The organism is Peribacillus sp. NPDC097295, assembly GCF_044761665.1.
Taxonomy (GTDB): Bacteria; Bacillota; Bacilli; order Bacillales; family DSM-1321; genus Peribacillus.
On sequence record NZ_JBIWCW010000018.1, the window covers coordinates 18,395 to 38,357 of the forward strand.

Below are 19,963 nucleotides of genomic sequence, written 5' to 3' on the forward strand. Positions count from 1 at the left end.
TGCAACGCCCCCCATGATTTAATTAAGAGTTATCTTTTTTTTATTTGAATCAGTAATGGTCTGGTTTTCACCAATTAAGGTAATATCGGAAGTCGCTGTAGAATTACCAACAATAGCCCCATCTTCAATAACGCAATTACTTGCTATGATACTTCTTTCAATATGAACGTTATTGCCTATTGTGACATTCGGCATTATGACAGAATCTTTAATGGTTGAACCATAGCCCACCTGAACATTATAGGATAAGACGGAGTGATCAATTGTGCCATATATCATACAGCCTTCGTTCACAAGTGATTGTGTCACTTGTGCTTCTTTCGAAATATATTGTGGCGGATGATTTGCATTACGGGCAAAAATTTTCCATTGTGAGTCATCCAACTGGAAATTCGGAGTTTCTTCCAATAAATCCATATGGGCTTGCCACAGGCTCTCAACCGTCCCGACATCCTTCCAATATTCATTAAATCGGTAAGCATACAGGTTCTTTCTATCTTCCAGCATTTTAGGAATGATATTGCTGCCAAAATCATTTGAAGAATTCGAATCCTTTTCGTCATTTATGAGGTATTTTCTCAATGTTTTCCAATTAAAAAGATAAACTCCCATAGAAGCCAGATTACTCTTCGGATACTTAGGCTTTTCATCAAATTGAGTGACTCGGTCACTTTCATTCGTATTCATTATGCCGAAGCGACTTGCTTCCTGCCAAGGGACTTGAATCACGGCTATAGTTGCCTCTGCAGATTTTTCGATATGATAGTCCAGCATTTTGCTATAGTCCATTTTATAAATATGGTCACCCGATAGGATTAGCACGTGTTCAGGATCGTAATTATCAATATATTGAATGTTTTGGTAAACAGCATTGGCTGTTCCTTTATACCATTCTCCCCCCTCTTTCCCTTGGTATGGGGGAAGGACGGAAACACCGCCAACATCTAAATCCAGATCCCATGCTTTTCCGTTTCCAACATAATCATTTAGTATCAGTGGCTGATATTGAGTTAGCACACCGACTGTATCGATACCAGAATGAGTGCAATTGCTTAACGGAAAATCTATGATTCTATATTTCCCTCCGAAAGGAACAGCTGGTTTGGCTAATCCTATAGTCAATTCACCTAACCTAGAGCCCTGACCTCCTGCCAATAACATCGCAATCCATTTTTTCGCTCCCATTAATCGCTCACTCTCCCCGCCCTTTTTTTTGTTTGCTTCATGAAAATTGAAATTCCAAGTGGAGGAACCGTTATATTCATACTGTATCTCTGATTGTGAAAAGGTTCTTTTTTGACTTGAAGGGGTTCTTGATTGATTTGACCAGACCCTCCAAAATTTAGAGCATCACTGTTAAAGACCTCTATATATTTTCCTTGAGATGGTACACCGATTCGGTGCTCATAGTGTATCTGTTCTGAAAAATTACAAACGACGATACAATAATCACCTTTTCTCTTTCCTTTTCTCATAAACGTAAGGATACTTTGGGAACTATTATTTGGTTCTATCCATTCGAACCCCTCTTGATCATGATCCTGTCTCCATAATGATGAAGTTTCCCGGTAAAATTTTTGTAGCGTTCGAAAGTAAAGAGCTAACTTTGTGTGGGACTCATATTCTAAAAGAAACCAATCCAATTGCTCATCATCTTTCCACTCAATAAACTGTCCAAATTCTCCGCCCATAAAAAGAAGCTTCTTCCCTGGATGTGTCATGAAATAACCAAGGAGCAAACGTAAATTCGCAAACTTCTGCCAATAGTCTCCAGGCATCTTGTTCAGTAAAGACCTTTTTCCATGGACGACATCATCATGAGAAAAGGGTAGGATGAAGTTTTCTGAAAAGGCATAATAAAAAGAGAAGGTTAAGAGGTTATGATGGTTTGGTCTTTCTAGAGTATCTAGTTTCATGTATCGGAGGATATCATTAGCCCATCCCATATTCCATTTATAATTAAAGCCTAGACCTCCTATATTCGTTGGTGAAGTAATTAGGGGTCTATCAGTTGCTTCTTCAGCCATCATTAAAGCATTAGGATATTTATTAAAAACCACTTCATTTAATTTTTTTAAGAACTGAATGGCTTCTATGTTCTCTTCACCGCCATATTGATTTTGAAGTTTTTCTGGCAGTGGATTATCATGATTCAGATAAATCATTGAAGAGACGGCATCAACTCGAACACCATCGATATGATACACATCCATCCAGAACATCACATTTGAAATTAGAAAGCTATTAACCTCTGGCTTCGTAAAATCGAAATTAAACGTTCCCCAAATGGGGCGATTCGCCCTATTAAAATCAATTGGTTCAAATAGTGGAGTCCCGTCGAAACGGGCAAGACCATGAGAATCTTTACAAAAGTGAGCAGGAACCCAATCTAGGATGACACCTATGCCCTTTTGGTGACAGAGGTTAACGAAATATTTAAAATCATTTGGAGAACCATAACGGCTATTTACTGAGTAATAACCTGTGACCTGATATCCCCATGATTTATCGAATGGATGTTCCATGATTGCCATTAATTCAATATGAGTAAACCCATTGTCGACTACATACTCAACTAAGCGATCTGCCAACTCTCGATAGGAATAAAATTCCGACAATTCTGACTGTTTCCATGTGCCTGGGTGCACTTCATAGATTGACATAGGTTTATGATAAACATTTTCCTTTTTCCTATTGCTTACCCATTTCGAATCATTCCATTCAAAGGTATCCAATCTATGAACGATAGAGGCTGTATTAGGTCTTTTTTCTGAATAAAATGCATAAGGGTCTGCCTTGAGAAACCGCTTATTTCCCGGTGAATGTATTTCATATTTATACAAATCACCTTCTTTTAAACCTGGTACAAATAATACCCAGATACCGGAATGCTCGATTCGTTTCATACTATGGTCAGTACCATTCCAATCATTAAAATTCCCAACTACTGACACTTTCTTGGCATGAGGTGCCCAAACTGCGAATCTTACACCTTCTTTACCTGATGATGTTAGAATGTGTGCCCCAAGCATTTTATAGCTTTCATAAAGAGTACCTTCATGAAATAAATATAAATCGAAGTCACTTGGATAACTTTCTTCTAGCTGGCCAATCATTGTCTTCATTTATCCGCCTCCATCAACATGAACAAAATAAACTCGGTAGCATATTCAATTCCATAATTACCAGTTCATATATATATTCGTTAAAAATGGGATTTATCCTTCATACAGAGGCGATATATTGTAATAAATGCCCTTTATTATCATTTTCGAAACATATAAATGGAACCACAACCAATAAATGTTATTTTTATTATCGGAAAATGATTTAAGCCCTTCCCTAATCGGAAAGAGCTAAACAAATGATATAAGAAATCATCTTACTTGATTTGTTCATTTTGCAACATGTTGGTTTTTTCCAAAAACAAATACGATAATGATACTGACCAAGCTAATGGGGTATTTCCGTTAGGAATATTACTTCCTCCAATATATAATTCTGGCACTTCCCAATTCAAAGGTATGATCTTTTTTGTTTTGTCAATGTAGTCCATTGCCTTGTTAACCATACCTAATTCGAGGTAACAAAGACCAATCCAAGGTAGGCCGAAGCACCATTCGGCTTCTTGGCCATCATTATAATAAAGATCCCTCTCATAACGGATACAACCGTGGGCTCTTTCAAGACGGTCAGTAACATTCTCCAATATTTTCAGGGCTATATTACGGTCAACAAGACGGTATGGATAAATTAACGATAATAGGGCGAGATCGGTTTCTTTCGTATAGCTTTCTCTCGGAAGCAGGAAACGAAGTGCCTCCTCCCCCTTCTTGATTAATTCTTCCTTTACATTGACAAGCATTTTCACGGAAGTTAAACCAGCTACACAAGCTCCAATGCTCGATGCATGTATTTCTATATTTTCTTCCCACATGCCATTATCGCCAGCCTGCCAATATTGAAGGCACTCCAAATAATCGACCAACTTTTGAACAATTTGTAAGTCATGTTCATCTCTTAAGACCTTTTGTCCGTTCCGATAACCTTCTCCGACACCCCATAAGAATGCTCCAATTGCATCATTCTGGGCATGCCCCCATTCGACTGGAAGTTCCTTAAGGTCAGTTGAGTATCTTGCATGAATATATTCAAAAAGATACTGGGGTTTCTTTTTGGTATGAATGTCTATCTTCCACTCATACGTACGAAAAATATCAAATAAGGCATGGTAGGCCTTCATATAACGGTCAGATGTATCATTCACAAAAGGTAACACTGTATAAACTACGTCCCGAATCCACACATAATTATAATCTTCCGAAATACTAGCCGTATATGCTCCATTAGAAAGACGCATACGATCAAGAACATCTAAGGCACCATTTATATTCATTAATTAAACACCTCCGAGCGATTTGCTTATTCACATTGTTAACAGGTATACGGTTTTTAAACATCACCTTTCAATTAAAGCGCTTACAATACGAAAATTATCTACTATAGAATATGTAATTCAAAGCAGAATTGATAATCAGGCACCCCTTTTCTTTTACAAAAAGAAACTCAGTAAGGATATCACCCTAATAGTTATATCGACCTATTTTCAAAACATTTAGCACTTTTCTTATTTTTTCTAAAATAAAACTGGTTATGTCATTAAAAGAAAGCTTCCCGCAAGCCAAGTAAAGAGGGGTGCAATCCCTCCTCCCAGTCACAATCAGTAAATGCACCACCTTTTTCCTTGCCCATAAATTTCTCATAATTATGTATTTCACTCTTTCAATAGCTCAGGTAATTCTCGATAAATCTCAATAATATCCTCTATCTTCATCCTAACCAAACCACTTGAGGATGGAGCTACAAATTCCATAGTGTCCTGCGATAAGGAATCTTCCTGTAATCCCCATGGAACGTTCCGTTTTTGTCGATACTCTTGATATACACCCTTACCGACGAAACAAACTAGTTTAGGTTTATAAACTTTGATTTTTTCAAGCAGTTGCTTTCTTCCTTCTTTATACTCTTCTTTTGTGATATCCACAGCACCTTTAGTCGGTCTAGAAACTATATTAGTAAACCCATACCCTAATTCTAATAAAGTGAAATCTTCAGAAGGATGATATTTTCTACTTGTTAATTCTGACTCAAAGAGAATTTTCCAGAATCGATTATTCGGATTAGCATAATGATGTCCTGTCTGACCAGAACGAATACTAGGATTGAAACCAACAAATAAAATATCCAGGTTTCTCTTTAAATGATCGGGAATGCTATGCATTGTAAAACTCCTTTTATATGTACACTTATCTCTATAATATTATTGTACAAAACCGCATAATATTTAACTACCTTTTCGGATGTTTTGTTTATGGAAAATCTTTCAAAAAACTTACAAAGGATATAGTTTTAGACTTTTTTTCTTAAGCCAGAATCAAATTTTCTGGCCACTGGCATTCTTGAGTTGAGGCTCCATTTCTCATATAAACTATATTAAATTCGTTTACGAGTCTAAAATTATCTGATACTGCGTACTTTATAATTCCGAACAGTAAAGAAACAGCCAACATATAGAAGACTGTTTCTATTTATAGTTAATGGAGTGCTATCCAGTTTACGTGTGATATCATATTAATCTTCATCTTTTTTATTGTGTTTTTTCTTTTTACAAGTATCATCATGGCGACACTTGTCCTCTTCTCTTTTCTTAAGTGCGGCATTGAACTTATTATCGATCGTAAAGAAATATCCTGGAAATACCTCTATAATAATAGAATCGCCAGACTGAAACTGCGCAAGAATCTTTCCCAAATTGAGTTTATTAGAACCCTTGGAAAAAATGGACATAAAATGACCCCCTATTCATAACTTTAACCATAGTATATGGATGCCTTGTCCCATCCGATTGGACTTATTCCTTTAATTTCCTAAAATTATATGGATAAGAATAAGGGCCGGAATTTAATAAGTGTAAGATCATCCAGGTCATACTACACGTCATGGAAATAAAAAGAACAACCACGAGGGTCGTTCTTTAAGAGACATTTTGCTTTTGTTGGATAAGTCCTTGATTTTTTGTCGCGTTCATTTTTGTAGCAGTATGATAGATTCCAGCAAGCCACGCTATGAGAACCAAAACATAAATAAAGGAATGTATATCCTCTGGAACCCACGAAGATAAAACTGTTCTAATATTAGTTAAAATGATGAATCCTCCCACTAGAACTCCCATTAAATGAGCAGGCAGGATGCGAACAAAGTAAGCTGCTATCGGTGCCGCCACCACGCCACCAATAATGAGTGCAGCAACCCAGAACCAATTAACAGCTCCCCATCCTAGAGAGAGAATAAAACCAAGACTTCCAAAAAAGGCGATCGCAAACTCACTTGTATCAATTGTCCCTACCGCTTTCCTCGCGGTCATCCCTTTTTTTGATAACAAGACAGGAGTTGCTATTGGGCCCCATCCCCCACCGCCTGTTGCATCACAAAAACCGGCAAATAGACCAAGTGGAATAGATTGTTTCGCAGTTAATGGTTTAAAGGATTCGTTTTCCTCTGACGGTTTGAAAATAAAAAGAAAGCGAAATAAGACATAAATCCCTAATCCTAATAAAAAGATAGCGATATATGGCCTTGCGATCTCAGCTGGCAGGTTACTCAAAAAACAAGCCCCCACGAAGGCACCAATTGAACCAGGGATTATTAAACGTAAGACCATATTCTTGTCAACATTACCAAACTTGATATGCGAAGCTCCTGAAACAGCAGTAGTGACGACTTCCGATAAATGAACAGAAGCTGAAGCTACAGCTGGGACAATTCCAAACGTCAATAAGAGTGAAGATGAGCTAACACCGTACCCCATCCCAAGAGAACCATCAATTAACTGAGCTAAAAAACCGATGAAGGCTAAAACCATTAACTTTTTCATGTCTTCCCTCTTTTTCTTAAATTCATAGGATCACAAACAGGTCCTATCACCGTTATGTAAAGGCAAAAAGAGGCACCTAATCAAAATGATAATAATCATTTTGATTAGGTGCCTTCAGTTTCTCTGATCAGCCCATTTTTATACAACTTCCACTGGCATAAGACTTACTAAAAAACGATATCTCTCTTTTACGGAATGCTTATACAGCTCATCAATCGAATCTTTTAATAACCTAGATTTTTCTGTTGCGGTAAATGAACTGTTTTTAATATGCATTCTTGCCTCGAAAAGAAATTCGAGATACTCTTCATATGATTCATCATATACTTCCATAAGTTCATTACGAATCTTTTTAGCAAGCTGAGGGCTTGCACCATTAGTAGATACACTGATTGAAAGTTTTCCCCTATGAAATGATGCTGGGATATGGAAATTCGCAAGCTCCTGATTGCTGACGACATTGACAAGTTGGTTTACGTGAGCATTGTTGTAAATTTCCTCATTTACTTCTGAAGAGTTGGTGGCCGCAATGATTAAAAAGGCATCTTTGTAATCCATGGGTTCTACTTCTTTAAGGACAACATGAACGTTCCCCTGTTCTTGAAGTGGCCTGAACCCTTCACATATCTCAGGACTTATTACAGTTACAGTAGCACCTGCTTCAAGTAAAGATATAGCTTTCCATAAAGCAATTTTTCCACCGCCAATAATGACGCACTTCTTATTTTCAATCTTAAGCGTAATTGGATACATAAGCACTCTCTCCAGACAATTCCTGTATTCTTTCTCCTATTACTTTTTCAATCTTTGGATGATAGCCGAGATAATGGCAAAGGACAAACTCTTGCTCGCTTGTCCGTTGGATTTCCCCTATAGCCTTTTCCATCGATTGCATTAAAAGACCAGTGAATAATAGATAAGGAATGATAAAGATTTGATTTACTGGATACGATTCCACTTGTATCAGTGCATCTTCAAAACTTGGAGTGGCAGCTGTCAAATAACAGTCTTTCACTGTAGTATTGGGCATCCGGATTTGAAGTAAATCCGCTATATGGCTTAAGTCCTTTTTTACGTCAGGATCGCTGCTACCCCTGCCAACTAGGAGAATCAGTGATTGGTCAGTTATCTTTCTTTTCGTTTCTAGCAACCGCTCTTCTAAAATATCAACCATTTTCTCGCTGACCCCTATCGGTCTTCCATATTTCAATTCGACCTCAGGAAAAAGGTTTTTCATTTTATGTAAAACATCCGGAATATCATGTTTAGCATGTGCAGCAGTTAACAATAGAACTGGGATAGCGATTATTTTTGTTGCTCCCCTTTGTACGCACGTTGCATAAGCGTCTTCTATCGTCGGACTAGCCAATTCAAGAAAGCAATACTCTTGAATAATGTTTGACTGCCGTTTCATGCATTCTTTTATAAAATTTACAGCTTGCGCGGCGGCCTCATTAACACGACTTCCATGGCATATGTAAAGAATAGCTTCCATCAATAGGCCTCGTTGGCCAGTAACTTTTCGACTTGCCTTGGTTCAAACCAGCTAATTTTTTCATTTAAGGCCACCACTTCTCCAATTAGAATCATACACGGGTTGGAGATACCTTCGTTTTGGGCTGTTTCTATTATATTGGCTAGTGTACTGATTGCCGTCTGTTGTGCATTTAATGTCCCCCAATGGATTAATGCTACAGGTGTTTCCGGATTTTTCCCATGTTCCAGGAGTTTCGCTTGGATATATGGAAGATTTTTAACACCCATGTAGATGGCCAATGTATCGATACCTTTAGCCAGAGATTCCCATTTGATATTATCTTCCTCGTCCTTTTTACGATGACCCGTTACAATGGCGAATGATGAAGCATGTTCTCTATGGGTCACTGGAATTCCCGCATATGCAGGAGCGGCTATACCTGCAGTGATGCCTGGCACAATTTCAAAGTGTATTCCATTTTCGGCAAGCGCCTCTGCTTCCTCTCCGCCTCTCCCGAACACAAATGGATCTCCGCCTTTCAGCCGAGTGACAACCTTACCTTTTTTGGCATATTTGATAAGAAACCGATTGATTGTTTCTTGTTGCAGAAGATGATAATCCGGCAATTTCCCACAATTAATCAATTCGACTCCTTCTTTTGCATATGCCAACAATTCTTTGTTGACAAGGCGATCATATAAAATTACATCCGCTTCTTGAATGCATCTCAATCCTTTTACTGTAATTAAATCTGGATCTCCGGGACCGGCTCCTACTAGATACACTTTCCCCATTTGCAATCCGCCTTTCCCTAAGAGTATTGTTTCAAAATCAGCTTAAACGAAACATGCTCCATTTTTAATATTTTTCTTTTCTATAATGATTCAGTAATGGTCGGCATTTTCCGGATATGATTTTCAGGTTGATATCAACGTTCTGGAGAACATTTCATCTGTTTCAGAGATAATGTTGATGCGATGTATTCATACTTGATTGTAACTTTAAACAGAATAAGAATCACCGTTTATTTATCTACCGTAATATTTACAAGGTAATCTGTTGGCCCTATGTGAAATTTCACATGGACTTTAAAGCCCGCATCATACAATAGCAAGCTTCTTTACCGTTGTATATTAAGCCTGCTCATTGAACACATCTATTTCTAGTTTAGGAATGGAATAGAAGTAACATTAACGCATAATCTGCAATCGTCCAATATATTATAGGCAAGTACAGGTTGCCGCCCAATCCTTTTCCCTAAGTTATATCGCTCTCTTTGTGGTCAAATAGTCTATAACCTGTTCGACGCACTCTTCTATGCTATACTGATCGGATTCCAAAACGATTTCAGGATGTTCAGGTTCTTCATATGGAGAATCGATTCCAGTGAAATCTTTAATGATACCTTTACGTGCCTTGTCGTAAAGACCTTTTGGATCACGAACTTCGCATTCTTCAAGCGGACATTTTAGGTACACCTCAATAAACTCGCCTTCTTCAAGCAGGTCGCGAACGATTTGACGATCTGCCCGAAAAGGTGATATAAATGCCGTTAATACGAACTGTCCACTATCAACGAAAAGCTTGGAAACTTCCCCAATGCGTCTAATATTCTCCGTGCGGTCATCCTCAGAGAAGCCTAAATCTTTATTGAGTCCATGACGAATGTTATCCCCATCCAAAACATAACTACGAATATTCCGATTATATAGCTCTTTTGCTACAGCATTGGCAATCGTTGATTTTCCAGATCCTGAAAGTCCGGTAAACCATAACACGGTACTCTCATGTCCGTTTTGCTTACGGCGCAGTTCCTTAGATAAAGACGATTCATGCCAAGTTACATTGCTACTTTTACTCATTAAGATCCTCCTTTAATTGTTTACTACATTTAGTTATATACCTCATTCTTTTTAAGCCCTTCTATTAACACTTCGATTACTTCTTTGCGGCTGAATGTGGCTGGCGGGATTTCTCCGTTTCGCAGCATTTCCCTAACTTTCGTACCTGAAAGGATAACATGATCTTCTTTGCCATGTGGACATGTCTTTGCAGAAGCCATATTTCCACATGTTTTACAATAGAAGCTATGTTCAAAGAATAACAATGTAATCCCTAACTCATCAGCAGTAAAATTACTGAAGATTTTTTGTGCATCATACGTTCCATAATAATCGCCGACTCCAGCATGGTCACGACCGACAATAAAGTGAGTGCATCCGTAGTTTTTACGAACCATAGCATGGAATATCGCTTCCCTGGGTCCTGCATAACGCATCGCAGCAGGGAATACTGCGAGTGAGACACGCTCTTTAGGATAATACTTTTCAAGTAATACTTTATAGCTATCCATCCGAACGTCAGCAGGGATGTCATCGGATTTGGTGGCACCAACCAATGGATTTAAGAATAATCCGTCTACTATCTCCAGTGCTGTCTTTTGAATATATTCATGTGCACGGTGAACAGGATTTCTAGTTTGGAATCCAACGACCGTTTTCCAACCTTTATCTTCAAATGCCTTACGTGTCTCAATCGGATCTAAATAATGATCCTCGAATAATGGACGCTCGATTCGTTTGACAAGTTTGATTTCCCCACCCACATAAACATTGCCACGGTTATATAGGTTTTTTACACCTGGATGGTTCTCATCATCCGTTTGATAGACCAGAGTTGCTTCCAATTGCTTATCAGGAATGAAGATATCGGAAATCATCAAGACTCCATAAATTTGTCCTTCGTGGGTCAACTTTACTTTTTCCCCTATAGTAAGGGCATTTGCGATATCATCAGCTAGAGGTAATGTAATAGGAATGCTCCAGACATGTTCGCTGCTAAGGCGCATGTCCTTTACCACTGAATGATAGTCCTCTTTCGTAAAGAATCCTTCGATGGGACTGTAGGCACCCGTCCCGATAAGTTCCAAGTCACTTAGGGCAATTTCATCTATCTCCACTGATTTTTCAATATTAGACAAATCATAGTCTGGTTCAAAACGGTTGATTAATGTTCCTCCGTGCGGCAAGCTATTAGTCACGTTAATTTCCCCCTGATAATTTTTTAAGATAAATGTAATCCACATTCCGTTTTTTGCGCACCTTGCCAACGTCCTGAACGAAGATCCTCGGCATTGATAGCAGGTGCAGTGCATGTCTTACAACCAATACTTGGGTACCCATTATCATGAAGCACATTATATGGTAAGCCGTTTTTATGTGCATACCGCCAGACATCTTTCCATGTCCAATGTATGAGCGGGCAAATTTTTATCGATTTGAATTTATTATCTTTATTTATATATTCGGTCAATGCCCTTGTTTCTGATTGTTCCCTACGAAGTCCAGAAAGCCAGGCGGTCGCCGTTGAAAGTACTTCTGTGAGAGGCGTAATTTTGCGGATGTTACAGCATTTATTCGAATCATGGACCCATAACTCATCACCGAATTCAGCGGCTTGTTCTTCTAATGTCAATTCCGGTTTCTTCAATTCGATGGACAGCTGTGGATAACGCTTTTTTACTTGTTCGATTAATTGGTATGTTTCTGTAAAATGAACATCAGTATCTAAAAAAACGATTTTGGCTGCAGGATTGACCTTTGCCAGCAGGTCTGTCAAAACAATTCCTTCAATACCAAAACTACAAGCATAAATGAGCTTATCAGCATACTCGGAATTTGCCCATTCGAGTACTTCTAGAGCTCCTTTTGTCTCACTGTCTTCTGGAAATGAAGGTAGTACAGCTGTATCGATGGTTTCATAGTTTAATAGTTCTGCCAATTCTATACCCCCTCTAACAAATTACCTTATGATCCATCAGGTATCTGTTATAACCCATGACACATCATTGTATTATAATATAAGAAAAAAAGCAGTTTTAACCAATAATACCTTATATATCAGTTAAAACCGCCTCTAGTTTTTCTAGTCAGCAGTCACTTTATTTAATTCTCATTTTTTCGTTTCTTTCCATCTGAATAACCTTACCATCCTGAACGATAAGTGTTATCGAACCATATTTCATCGTTTTCAGCATTTCTTGCAGCCGTTCAAATATTTCCCCCAGCTGATTTTCTTTTTCCAAGCCCATTCCTCCTTTAAGAAAACTCGTCGACTGACTTGTCGCAAAGATGATCAGCTTGTTAAATGAATTTTCCTAAATTTTATACGATCAATATTACAGTCATAACAGTTAAATTTATTTTTCATAATAAGAAAAGTCCTTCCAAAATGGAAAGATTAAAAGGTAAACTTATTTACCTTATCTTCCAAAATGATGACATTTTGTTGGAGTTGGCACCTTATATACACCTTGCAGGTTGCTGAACTTAAAAGGGTAAAAACCATCCATCACTCTGGATAAGTTTTATTATTTTAAATATTAACATATATCAAATCATTGTCAATGGAGTTTTCATATAAATTAACTTGGTTTAATATTTTGGATGAACTGCTATTATTATACACAAATCATTCCCATTTGCTACATTATTCCTTACGTTAATTATATAGGCTTATTTATTCCAAAACAGGATTGAAATAAATAAGCCTATAGTCATCTATGGATAACAAAAACGAAAATTACAGCTGTACTTAGTATTTCTCCATTACATTCTTTTTTGAATGGCTTCTATGAATTCCTTTACTTGGCTTTGTGTACGATTCAGCAATTCTCCATCCCTAATGGGGCTTAACGGATTCTGCTTATCAACTTCCTTATCCACAAAGTATAACCCCTGCATCGGTTCACCCTTCAAAATTGAAATTAATGGTTTCAGAGCATAATCTATCGCTAATAAATGCCTGTTGCTTCCTCCAATCATAATGGGTAACACTGGCTTATCTTTAAAGGCACCTTCGGGAAATAGATCGATTAAAGCTTTCAACACGCCTGTATACGATGCCTTATAGACTGGTGAACCAATAATGATACCGTTAGCTCGCTTAATCTTTTCTGACACCATTAAAATATCTTCACTGTCATAGCGGCCTTGGAATAAATCGGTTGCTGAAAACTCCGTAATAGAATAATAATCAGTGGTAAATCCCTCTTTTCCCACTAATGTCTCGATATATTTCAGTAAGATATCTGTCCTTGAAGGTATAGCAGGACTGCCTGACAAAATTACAATTTCGCTCATTTTTTATTCCTCCTTATATCTATCCAGAAAAAACTCATGGTCCCAGGAATGCGATATATATACTTGAGGTATGATTCCTTTCCAGTTATGAAATCCTTATTTAATTATCTTAATAATCAGAAAAAAGTCAAATGAATTGGTTGGCCTTTATATTTAATTGAAATTCTTTTAATCCATTATAAAAAAAACTGCCCTATTAGGACAGCTCAGTGTAACCCACCTCAACTTAATACACGGGATTTTTAACCATATCAATAAAGTGTTGCATAAACCGATTATCACCTGCTAGTTCTGGATGAAATGCACTGACAAGGACATGTTCTTGCCTAGCTGCGACGATGTTCTCGTCATACCTTGCTAATACTTCCACATTTTTACCCACCCTTACTGCAAGGGGCGCTCTGATAAAGATCCCCTTAAAAGGATCTTCCATCCCTTTTACAAGTAGTGGTGCTTCAAAACTTTCCCGTTGCCGACCGAATCCATTCCTTTTCACGGAAATATCCATCAACCCAAGATGAGGTGCTTCCAAACTAACCAATTCCTTTGCAACTAATACCATGCCGGCACAAGTGCCAAAAATCGGTTTCTTTTGTTCATAAAATGCTGTAATGGAGTCCATGAAACCGTAATGATCCATCAGTTTTCCCATTGTGGTACTTTCCCCACCCGGAATGATTAAGCCGTCAATATCCCCTAACTGCTCTGGCTTCTTTACAAGAACCGCGTGTTCACCGACTGACCTGATTTGGATCATGTGTTCATCGACAGCCCCCTGTAAACCTAAAACTCCTATGGTTATCATGTTACCACCCACGCTCCTGCATTCTCTCAGCTGGGGCTAACTTAGAAATATCTATTCCTTTCATGGCGCTTCCCAATTCTTTTGACAGTTTTCCTATCAATTCATAATCGGTAAAATATGTAGTTGCTTGTACGATGGCCGCTGCGAATTTTTCGGGATTCTCTGATTTGAAAATACCTGAACCGACAAATACACCATCTGCTCCAAGTTCCATCATCAGTGCGGCATCAGCCGGAGTCGCGATGCCACCTGCGGCGAAGTTGACTACAGGCAATTTACCAGTCCTCCTGATTTCTTTAAGAACATCATAAGGAGCACCAATATTTTTTGCTTCAGTCATTAATTCATCCTCACTCATCATACTCACTTTTCGAATTTGCGACTGAACTTTCCTCATATGCCGGACAGCTTCGACAATATTCCCAGTTCCAGGTTCCCCCTTAGTTCGAAGCATGGAAGCCCCTTCTCCGATACGTCGGCTAGCTTCACCTAAATCGCGGCAACCACATACAAAAGGTACCGTATAATCGCTTTTCAATATATGGTATTCATCATCGGCCGGAGTCAGTACTTCACTTTCATCGATATAATCCACCCCCATCGATTCTAAAATCCTTGCTTCAACTATATGGCCAATTCTTGCTTTAGCCATGACAGGTATGGATACGGCATCCAAAACCTCCTCAACGATTCTCGGATCGGCCATCCTTGCCACTCCTCCTGCTGCACGAATATCGGATGGTACCCTCTCAAGGGCCATAACAGCGACAGCTCCTGCTGCTTCGGCAATTCTTGCTTGCTCTGCATTCACGACATCCATAATGACTCCACCCTTTTGCATTTGTGCCATTCCTCTTTTAACAGTGTCGGTTCCTACTAACTTTTCCATTGTTCTTCCCCCTTATATTTGCATTTTTTTGATTTGTTTATTAGTATAAGAAAGAATTGACCACATTGAAAGTATCAGTTTTTCAAAAAACTATAGGGTCAGAAGTCAATCACGAATAAAGGCGGAAGAAAATGAATATGCTAGCATGCAACTTAAATCGCATGGGCGAAGAACCATTATATGAACAGTTATATTTACATATAAAAAAAGAAGTCATCGAAGGACGGCTTCCCTTTGGTACAAAGCTCCCTTCAAAAAGAAAATTGGCGGAGTTTCTCCAAATCAGTCAAAACACAGTCGAAGCCGCTTATGAACAGTTATCTGCTGAAGGCTATGTTGAGGTCATCGCAAGAAAAGGATATTACATTCAAACATCAGAGGATTTAGAATATACACAACCGTTGAATGTTCCTGAAACAAAGACAGTTAATAACGTCATGGATTTCCTGTATCATTTTCACCCCAGCCAGATTGACACAGAAAATTTCCCGTTTGAAAAATGGCGTAAATATATAAAAAACAATATAGACAAATCTCATCAAGAGCTTCTTTTACTTGGAGATCCGCAAGGGGAGTATGAGTTACGGTGCGAAATAGCACACTACCTGTACCACTCACGCGGTGTCCAATGTGCGCCGGATCAAATCATCATAGGCGCTGGTCTGGAGATTTTACTGCAACAACTAATTCTTCTTTTTGATAAAAAAACTGTTTATGGCGTTGAGGATCCTGGATACCATTTAATATTACGGATTTTGAAAAGCTATCCAAATGATGTGTATCCTTTGGATGTAGACGAAGAAGGCGTGAGGGTCGACCCGATTGAGCAATCCAATATTGATGTCCTTTATGCAACCCCCTCACATCATTTCCCATATGGCACCGTTTTGTCAGTTAACCGGCGAACACGATTGTTAAACTGGGCACAAGGGGCAGAAAACCGTTATATCATCGAAGACGATTATGATAGTGAATTCCGTTATAGCGGTAAAACGATCCCGTCTCTACAAAGTTTGGATGCAGGAGATAAAGTGATTTATTTAGGATCATTTTCCAAATCATTGATTCCGTCTATCCGGATAAGCTATATGGTCTTGCCTCCTCCATTACTAGAGAGACATAAAAACGAATTATCTTTTTACCATTCAACTGTCTCCCGTATCGACCAGCATGCATTGACGCAGTTCATGAGAGAAGGAGATTTTGAAAAACATTTGAACCGAATGAGAAAAGTTTATCGTCGAAAATTGGAAAAGGTCATTGATCTGTTTAAACCTTATCATCGGCAGATTTCCATTATTGGTGAACGATCAGGACTTCACATCGTTCTCATCGTAAAAAACGGAATGAAAGAAGAGAAGCTTATCCAAAGAGCTTCAGATGCCCATCTTAAAATTTACGGATTGTCCTCCTATAGTATTCAAAACAAGGACGATAATCCCCCCAAAATCATTCTTGGTTTTGCAGGAATTCCTGAGACAAAATTGGAAAACGCAATTCATTCTTTGCTGCACTCTTGGGGTTTCTGAATCAAAAAAGAAGTTCAGTAAGATTCTGAACTTCTTTTTTGATTCTACATCTAAGATAAGTATGTATCCATCATTTCTTTCGGAACCATACTTCCCCCTGTAGCCCACACGATGTGCGTTGCTTGATTCAGCTTCCCTGTCAGTTCTTCCTCTCGAATATATCTTTCTCCCTCTTCGCTTCGGAACATCTGGACCGGTCCATATACACCTGCCAGTGCAGAAGGCTCCAGGTAATAATTTTCAGTTTGGGCCAACTTTCGAAGTAACTCAAACAATTTTCCATCTTCAATCGTGTAACTTCCACTCAACATGGATGTCATCATTTCCGATACTAACTTGGAGGGCCTTCCGACTGCGAGTCCATCCGCTTCTGTTTTATTATCCACTCCGAAGTCTTGCACGGAGACTTTTTCATGAAGCCCTGTTGCTAATCCAAGTGTCATACATGGTGAATGTGTTGGCTCTGCAAAGAAACAATGGACATTTTTTTGAAAGGCCAATTTAAGCCCATATGTAATCCCGCCAGGACCACCACCCACTCCACATGGCAAATACACGAACAGTGGATGATTTTCGTCAACTAAAATCGATCTTTCTTTCAACTGTTCTTTCAATCGTGATGCTGCCGTTGCATAACCAAATAGCAAGTCAACTGAATTTTCATCATCAATAAAATGACATCGGGGATCAAGTGAAGCCTGATTCCGTCCCTCCTCAACTGCTTTGCTGTAGTCCTCTTCATATTGTTTTACGATGACGCCGATGGACGTCAGTTTATCCTTTTTCCACTGTTTGGCGTCGGCTGACATATGGACAGTCACCTTAAATCCAAGGCGTGCACTAATGATTCCAATGCTTAATCCTAGATTTCCTGTTGACCCCACCGCAATGGAGTAGTTTGAAAAAAGCTCTTTGTAATCATCACTCGCTAGCAATTCGTAGTCATCAGATTCCTTGAACCCCCTTTCCTTCATCGCTATCTCTTCCGCTCTTTTCAATACTTCATAAATTCCTCCCCGGGCTTTGATGGAACCGGAAATCGGTAAGTGACTGTCACACTTAAGCATAAGTTTTCCTGGAATCGCTAGATTATAAGACTTTTCTAATTCACGCTTCATGGAATATATTTCCACTAGTGGAGACTCAATGATTCCTTCCATTGGTTTTGTTTCTGGAAATGCTTTGGCAATATACGGTGCAAATCTTTCTAACCTTTCTTCGGCTTCCTTCACTTTTGTTGGTTGAACAATAGGATTACTATAACTGTTTTTGTATTTAGGATTTAGCCAAAATGTCTCTTCCGTGTCCATAATTCGTTTAAGTAAGGGGTTCTCTTGCCATTCTTCTTTTGTCAGTCCCGCAATTTTTTGTTCTTGCATATCCGTTCCTCCAAGTCATAAGTATTGGTAAGCTAGAATTTTTATTGATATGTAAGGTTAACTTTTACCCTTCCTCTTACACTATTAATGAACCAAACTTCTTCGGCTGTATACATTTCAACCTTTTTTATTTTTCTTTCCTGAACCTCATTCCTCTTTAAAAGATCTTGACGATAAGTACCTGCAAGTAAACCAGATTCCAAAGGAGGGGTGAAGAGCTCCCCATTAATCTTCACTAGGACGTTCCCGTTCGTGAACTCAGTGATATCCCCTTTTTCATTCCAGAGTAATACGTCATCAAAAACAGGATGCCTTCTTTTAAACTGGTCATAAACGTCTCGATTAGTAGTCTTATGATGAAGAAATGGATTTTGACTATTAACAAAACTTTCTGCCACGATAACAGAAAGTTCCGGATTCAACCCATCAATTACTTGCCCGGAAACTTTAATCTCACCTTTTTCCGAAACAAGGACCCGAACCTTTTCTAAAGTGTCAGAATGTAAGGATGCGTATTCATTGAGTTTATTTCTAAGTGCTTTATCCGAGAGCAGAAAATCAAAATAATCAGCAGACTGTACCATTCTTTCAATGTGCCCCTCCAATAAGAAATACTTACCATTTTCCAACCTGAGTGCCTCTAAAAGCTGATAGAGTGGACGCTCTTCTGCTAATAGTTTTGCTTTCAAAAAAGCTTCATCATATTCTTCGGATGGGGCTGAATCCCATGTGATTCCACCTCCCACACCATATTCGGCCTGATTGGTTTCCTTATCAATCGCCACCGTTCGTATTGGTACATTGAAAACAGCCTCACGATTCGGAGTGATATATCCAATGGCACCACAATACACTTCACGTGGCGAACTTTCGAGTTCAGAGATGATTTCCATCGTCTTAATTTTCGGTGCACCCGTTATCGATCCACATGGAAAAAGAGCTCGAAATAGATCAATGATAGTTGTTTCCGGCTTTGTCTTTGCAGTGACTGTGGAAGTCATTTGCCAAACGGTCGGGTATTTTTCAATTTCCTTAAGCTTTGGTACCTTTATCGTCCCTGGCTCAGACACCATTCCCATGTCATTTCTAAGTAGATCGACAATCATCAAATTTTCAGCCTGATTTTTTTCAGAGTTTACTAACCAACGGGCATTTTCCATATCTTTTTCACTATTCCCGCCACGCTTTACTGTCCCCTTCATAGGACGAGTGACTAATTGTCCCCCTTCCCAACGAAAGAATAATTCTGGAGAAGCTGAAAGAATCCTGTATCTCCCTAGATTCAAATATGCGCTATAGTTCGAACGTTGGGCCATCCATAGGCGATTATAAAAGGCAAGGTCATCCCCATCGAACTTTGATCGTAACCGCATGGTGTAATTTACCTGATAGCTGTTTCCCTTCTCTATCTCTTCTTTAATCGTTTGAAAACCCTTATTATATGATTCGGAGTCCGTTTCAGATTCCCAATCCGATACCTGAAAGGAATTCAACGATTCTTCGATGAATTCCTCCGATTTTTCAAAAATCCCGAACCATACTAATGGCATTTTTGCTCCATCTTTTACTTTAAAGCTTTTATCAAAGGCCGGTGCCGCTTCATAAGAAACATAACCTGCTGCATAAAAGCCCTCGTCAATCGCCTTCTGCACTTTTTCAAATGCAGGTAAAACTTCTTCAAGGAAATGGGCTATTACAACTTCTTTCGGATCATTGAAGTACATTGGTTTAATCTTTCCATGCCCGTCTGTAAAATGAAATAATAATGATAATGGAACTTCCTGATTCATGTAACGCTCCTTCCATTGT

At 38.7% G+C, this 19,963-nt stretch carries 19 protein-coding genes and 1 riboswitch; of the genes, 1 reads left to right on the forward strand and 18 read right to left on the reverse strand.

Features of this window, described 5'->3' with window-relative positions:
• Positions 1 to 18: 18 nt before the first annotated feature.
• From ACIQXN_RS18740 to pdxS, 16 genes are all read right to left on the reverse strand, one after another.
• The gene (locus tag ACIQXN_RS18740) at positions 19 to 1,185 is read right to left on the reverse strand and encodes a glucose-1-phosphate adenylyltransferase (RefSeq protein WP_402970108.1); all 1,167 of its coding nucleotides are present in this window, start codon (positions 1,183 to 1,185) and stop codon (positions 19 to 21) included.
• Positions 1,185 to 3,125 carry a 1,4-alpha-glucan branching protein GlgB gene (glgB, locus tag ACIQXN_RS18745; RefSeq protein ID WP_402970112.1) on the reverse strand — a complete coding sequence of 647 codons (1,941 nt, stop codon included), beginning with the start codon at positions 3,123 to 3,125 and terminating at the stop codon, positions 1,185 to 1,187. The genes ACIQXN_RS18740 and glgB overlap by 1 nt, the downstream gene beginning before the upstream one ends.
• Before the next feature lie 257 nt (positions 3,126 to 3,382).
• Complete coding sequence (locus tag ACIQXN_RS18750) at positions 3,383 to 4,396, reverse strand: glycoside hydrolase family 15 protein (protein ID WP_402970116.1); 1,014 nt, start codon at positions 4,394 to 4,396, stop codon at positions 3,383 to 3,385.
• A 378-nt stretch (positions 4,397 to 4,774) separates the two neighbouring features.
• On the reverse strand, positions 4,775 to 5,281 hold the full coding sequence (locus tag ACIQXN_RS18755) for a mismatch-specific DNA-glycosylase (protein WP_402970119.1): 507 nt from the start codon (positions 5,279 to 5,281) through the stop codon (positions 4,775 to 4,777).
• Positions 5,282 to 5,631: 350 nt separating this feature from the next.
• The gene (locus ACIQXN_RS18760; RefSeq protein WP_402970122.1) at positions 5,632 to 5,847 is read right to left on the reverse strand and encodes a hypothetical protein; all 216 of its coding nucleotides are present in this window, start codon (positions 5,845 to 5,847) and stop codon (positions 5,632 to 5,634) included.
• Positions 5,848 to 6,034: 187 nt separating this feature from the next.
• Positions 6,035 to 6,934 carry a sulfite exporter TauE/SafE family protein gene (locus ACIQXN_RS18765; protein ID WP_402970125.1) on the reverse strand — a complete coding sequence of 300 codons (900 nt, stop codon included), beginning with the start codon at positions 6,932 to 6,934 and terminating at the stop codon, positions 6,035 to 6,037.
• 138 nt (positions 6,935 to 7,072) lie between these two features.
• A complete protein-coding gene (locus ACIQXN_RS18770; RefSeq protein ID WP_402970128.1) occupies positions 7,073 to 7,687 on the reverse strand; it encodes an NAD(P)-binding protein in 615 nt (204 codons plus the stop codon).
• Positions 7,668 to 8,429, reverse strand: coding sequence for a sirohydrochlorin chelatase (locus ACIQXN_RS18775; RefSeq protein WP_402970131.1), 762 nt, complete (start codon positions 8,427 to 8,429; stop codon positions 7,668 to 7,670). The genes ACIQXN_RS18770 and ACIQXN_RS18775 overlap by 20 nt, the downstream gene beginning before the upstream one ends.
• Positions 8,429 to 9,205 carry a uroporphyrinogen-III C-methyltransferase gene (cobA, locus tag ACIQXN_RS18780; RefSeq protein ID WP_402970134.1) on the reverse strand — a complete coding sequence of 259 codons (777 nt, stop codon included), beginning with the start codon at positions 9,203 to 9,205 and terminating at the stop codon, positions 8,429 to 8,431. Before cobA ends, ACIQXN_RS18775 begins: the two co-directional genes overlap by 1 nt.
• Before the next feature lie 468 nt (positions 9,206 to 9,673).
• A complete protein-coding gene (cysC, locus tag ACIQXN_RS18785; RefSeq protein WP_402970137.1) occupies positions 9,674 to 10,273 on the reverse strand; it encodes an adenylyl-sulfate kinase in 600 nt (199 codons plus the stop codon).
• A 29-nt stretch (positions 10,274 to 10,302) separates the two neighbouring features.
• Positions 10,303 to 11,451, reverse strand: a complete 1,149-nt coding sequence (gene sat / locus ACIQXN_RS18790) for a sulfate adenylyltransferase (RefSeq protein ID WP_402970140.1) — start codon at positions 11,449 to 11,451, stop codon at positions 10,303 to 10,305.
• Positions 11,452 to 11,474: 23 nt separating this feature from the next.
• Positions 11,475 to 12,191 (reverse strand): phosphoadenylyl-sulfate reductase, encoded by a 717-nt coding sequence (locus ACIQXN_RS18795; protein WP_402970143.1) that lies wholly within the window; start codon positions 12,189 to 12,191, stop codon positions 11,475 to 11,477.
• Between the two features lie 160 nt (positions 12,192 to 12,351).
• The gene (locus tag ACIQXN_RS18800; protein ID WP_402970247.1) at positions 12,352 to 12,468 is read right to left on the reverse strand and encodes a YezD family protein; all 117 of its coding nucleotides are present in this window, start codon (positions 12,466 to 12,468) and stop codon (positions 12,352 to 12,354) included.
• 201 nt (positions 12,469 to 12,669) lie between these two features.
• Positions 12,670 to 12,777: riboswitch (SAM riboswitch) on the reverse strand.
• A gap of 241 nt (positions 12,778 to 13,018) precedes the next feature.
• Positions 13,019 to 13,552, reverse strand: a complete 534-nt coding sequence (gene ssuE, locus ACIQXN_RS18805; RefSeq protein ID WP_402970146.1) for an NADPH-dependent FMN reductase — start codon at positions 13,550 to 13,552, stop codon at positions 13,019 to 13,021.
• A gap of 226 nt (positions 13,553 to 13,778) precedes the next feature.
• A complete protein-coding gene (gene pdxT, locus ACIQXN_RS18810) occupies positions 13,779 to 14,357 on the reverse strand; it encodes a pyridoxal 5'-phosphate synthase glutaminase subunit PdxT (RefSeq protein ID WP_402970149.1) in 579 nt (192 codons plus the stop codon).
• A 1-nt stretch (position 14,358) separates the two neighbouring features.
• Entirely contained in the window at positions 14,359 to 15,246 is an 888-nt protein-coding gene (gene pdxS, locus ACIQXN_RS18815; protein ID WP_402970152.1) for a pyridoxal 5'-phosphate synthase lyase subunit PdxS, read from the reverse strand.
• A 131-nt stretch (positions 15,247 to 15,377) separates the two neighbouring features.
• Here pdxS and pdxR point away from each other — a divergent pair, with 131 nt between their 5' ends.
• A complete protein-coding gene (gene pdxR / locus ACIQXN_RS18820; RefSeq protein WP_402970155.1) occupies positions 15,378 to 16,775 on the forward strand; it encodes a MocR-like pyridoxine biosynthesis transcription factor PdxR in 1,398 nt (465 codons plus the stop codon).
• A gap of 50 nt (positions 16,776 to 16,825) precedes the next feature.
• On the opposite strand, the gene ACIQXN_RS18825 is transcribed toward pdxR, so the two are convergent.
• Positions 16,826 to 18,154, reverse strand: coding sequence for a D-serine ammonia-lyase (locus ACIQXN_RS18825; protein ID WP_402970159.1), 1,329 nt, complete (start codon positions 18,152 to 18,154; stop codon positions 16,826 to 16,828).
• A 41-nt stretch (positions 18,155 to 18,195) separates the two neighbouring features.
• A complete protein-coding gene (gene pabB / locus ACIQXN_RS18830; protein ID WP_402970162.1) occupies positions 18,196 to 19,944 on the reverse strand; it encodes an aminodeoxychorismate synthase component I in 1,749 nt (582 codons plus the stop codon).
• Positions 19,945 to 19,963: the final 19 nt, after the last annotated feature.